Origin of the sequence: Kocuria atrinae C3-8 (genome assembly GCF_000286355.1) — a bacterium.
In the GTDB taxonomy this organism is placed as follows: domain Bacteria; phylum Actinomycetota; class Actinomycetes; order Actinomycetales; family Micrococcaceae; genus Kocuria; species Kocuria atrinae_A.
The window spans coordinates 1-2161 of sequence record NZ_AJXN01000211.1 but is presented as its reverse complement, the minus strand read 5'-3'; the positions used below and the strand labels follow the sequence as shown (position 1 = coordinate 2161).

At 64.6% G+C, this 2161-nt stretch carries 1 protein-coding gene and 1 pseudogene; both read right to left on the bottom strand.

Going from position 1 to position 2161, the window contains the following annotated elements:
* Positions 1-65: 65 nt before the first annotated feature.
* On the bottom strand, positions 66-383 hold the full coding sequence (locus tag YO9_RS21165) for an EF-Tu/IF-2/RF-3 family GTPase (protein WP_016998376.1): 318 nt from the start codon (positions 381-383) through the stop codon (positions 66-68).
* Positions 384-388: 5 nt separating this feature from the next.
* A pseudogene (gene infB / locus YO9_RS0115865) lies at positions 389-1833 on the bottom strand (translation initiation factor IF-2).
* Positions 1834-2161: the final 328 nt, after the last annotated feature.

The following is a 2161-nucleotide window of genomic DNA, read 5'->3' as shown; positions in this document are numbered from 1 at the left end:
GCGACGGGCCGGTGCGGCGGGCACCTACCGGAAACCGGGGTGCCCGCCACTGAGCGTTACGTGACTCAGACGCGCGGCTTTTCGCGCATCTCCCACGTCTCGATCATGTCGCCTTCCTGGATGTCGTTGAAGGAACCGAGGCCGATACCGCACTCGAAGCCTTCGCGAACTTCCGTGGCGTCGTCCTTGAAACGACGCAGCGAATCGATGGTGAGGCTGTCCTTGACCACGTTGCCGTCGCGTACCAGGCGAGCCTTGGCGTTGCGCTTGACCACACCCTTGGTGATGTAAGCACCGGCGATGTTGCCCCACTTGGAGGAGCGGAATACCTCGCGGATCTCGGCGGTACCGAGCTCCACTTCCTCGTACTCCGGCTTCAACATGCCCTTCAGGCGCTCTCGACATCGTCGATGGCGTTGTAGATCACCGAGTAGAACTTCATGTCCACGCCCTCGCGGTCCGCGAGTTCGGTGACGCGCTCGGCCGGGCGGACGTTGAAGCCAATGATGACCGCGTTGTCCACCGTTGCCAGGTTGACGTCGTTCTGCGTAATGGCACCCACACCGCGGTGGATGACACGCAGCTGAACTTCGTCCCCGCCCACATCGATCTTGAGCAGCGAATCTTCCAGGGCCTCAACGGCACCGGACACGTCACCCTTGATGATGAGGTTGAGGGTGTCCATCTTGCCCTCTGCCACGGCCTCGTCGAAGGACTCGAGCGTGATGCGCTTGCGGCGCTTGGCCAGCTGAGCATTACGGTCTGCGGCCTGACGCTTCTCGGAGATCTGGCGAGCCGTACGCTCTTCCTGGGTAGCCAGGAACGTGTCACCGGCGCGGGGCACTGCGGACAGACCCAACACCTGGACCGGACGTGACGGGGTGGCAGCCTCGACTGCCTGACCGTTCTCGTCGAACATGGCGCGCACACGACCGTGAGCGGCACCGGCGACAATCGCGTCGCCGACCTTCAGCGTGCCGGACTGGACCAGCACGGTGCAGACTGCGCCGCGGCCCTTGTCCAAGTTGGCTTCGATGGCCACGCCACGAGCTTCCTTGTCCGGGTTGGCCTGCAACTCCAGGGCACCGTCAGCGGTCAGTACGACAGCGTCGAGCAGGTCTTCGATGTTCTGACCGGCACGAGCGGAGACATCCACGAACATGGTGTCGCCACCGTATTCTTCGGGGATCAATCCGTACTCGGTGAGCTGACCGCGGATCTTCTCCGGGTTGGCCTCGGGCTTGTCGATCTTGTTCACTGCAACCACGATCGGCACACCGGCCGCCTGGGCGTGGTTCAACGCCTCGACGGTCTGCGGCATCACGCCGTCGTCAGCGGCAACCACCAGCACGGCGATGTCCGTGACCTTGGCACCACGGCACGCATGGCGGTGAACGCCTCGTGACCCGGGGTGTCAATGAACGTGATCAGACGCTCTTTGCCGTCCACCTCGGTGGAGATCTGGTACGCACCGATGTGCTGGGTAATGCCGCCGGCCTCACCCTCGATCACCGTGGTGTTACGGATGGCGTCCAGCAGACGGGTCTTACCGTGGTCGACGTGACCCATGACGGTGACGACCGGAGGACGGGATTCGAGAACCTCGTCGCCCTCGGCCTCTGCCTCTGCCTCGAGGTCGATGTCGAAGGATTCGAGCAGCTCGCGCTCCTCGTCCTCCGGCGAGACGACCTGGATCTTGAAGCCCAGCTCGGCGCCCAACAGCTCGAACGTTTCTTCGTCCAGCGACTGGGTCTGCGTGGCCATTTCACCCAAATGGATGAGAACGGTCACGAGCGATGCGGGGTTGGCGTTGATCTTCTCGGCGAAGTCCATGAGCGATGCACCGCGACGCAGGCGGACCACCGTGTTGCCGTCACCGTGCGGAACGGAGACGCCACCCACGGCGGGTGCTGACATCTGCTCAAGCTCTTGACGCTTCGCGCGCTTCGACTTGCGCTGACGTCCGCGGCCACCGCCGCCACGACCGAACGCACCCTGGGTACCACCACGACCACCGCGACCGCGGAAACCGCCGCCGCCACCGGGGCCACCGGGACCGCCACCACCGCGGCGGGGTCCACCGCCACCGGCGTTACCGGGACGGCTTCCGATGGGAGCCACACCCGTGGTGTGACCCGGCATCATGTTGGGCGAAGGGCGA

Bases quoted from the DNA above. Each gene is read 5' to 3' on its own strand.
- YO9_RS21165 (WP_016998376.1), bottom strand. From the start codon at position 383: ATGTTGAAGCCGGAGTACGAGGAAGTGGAGCTCGGTACCGCCGAGATC.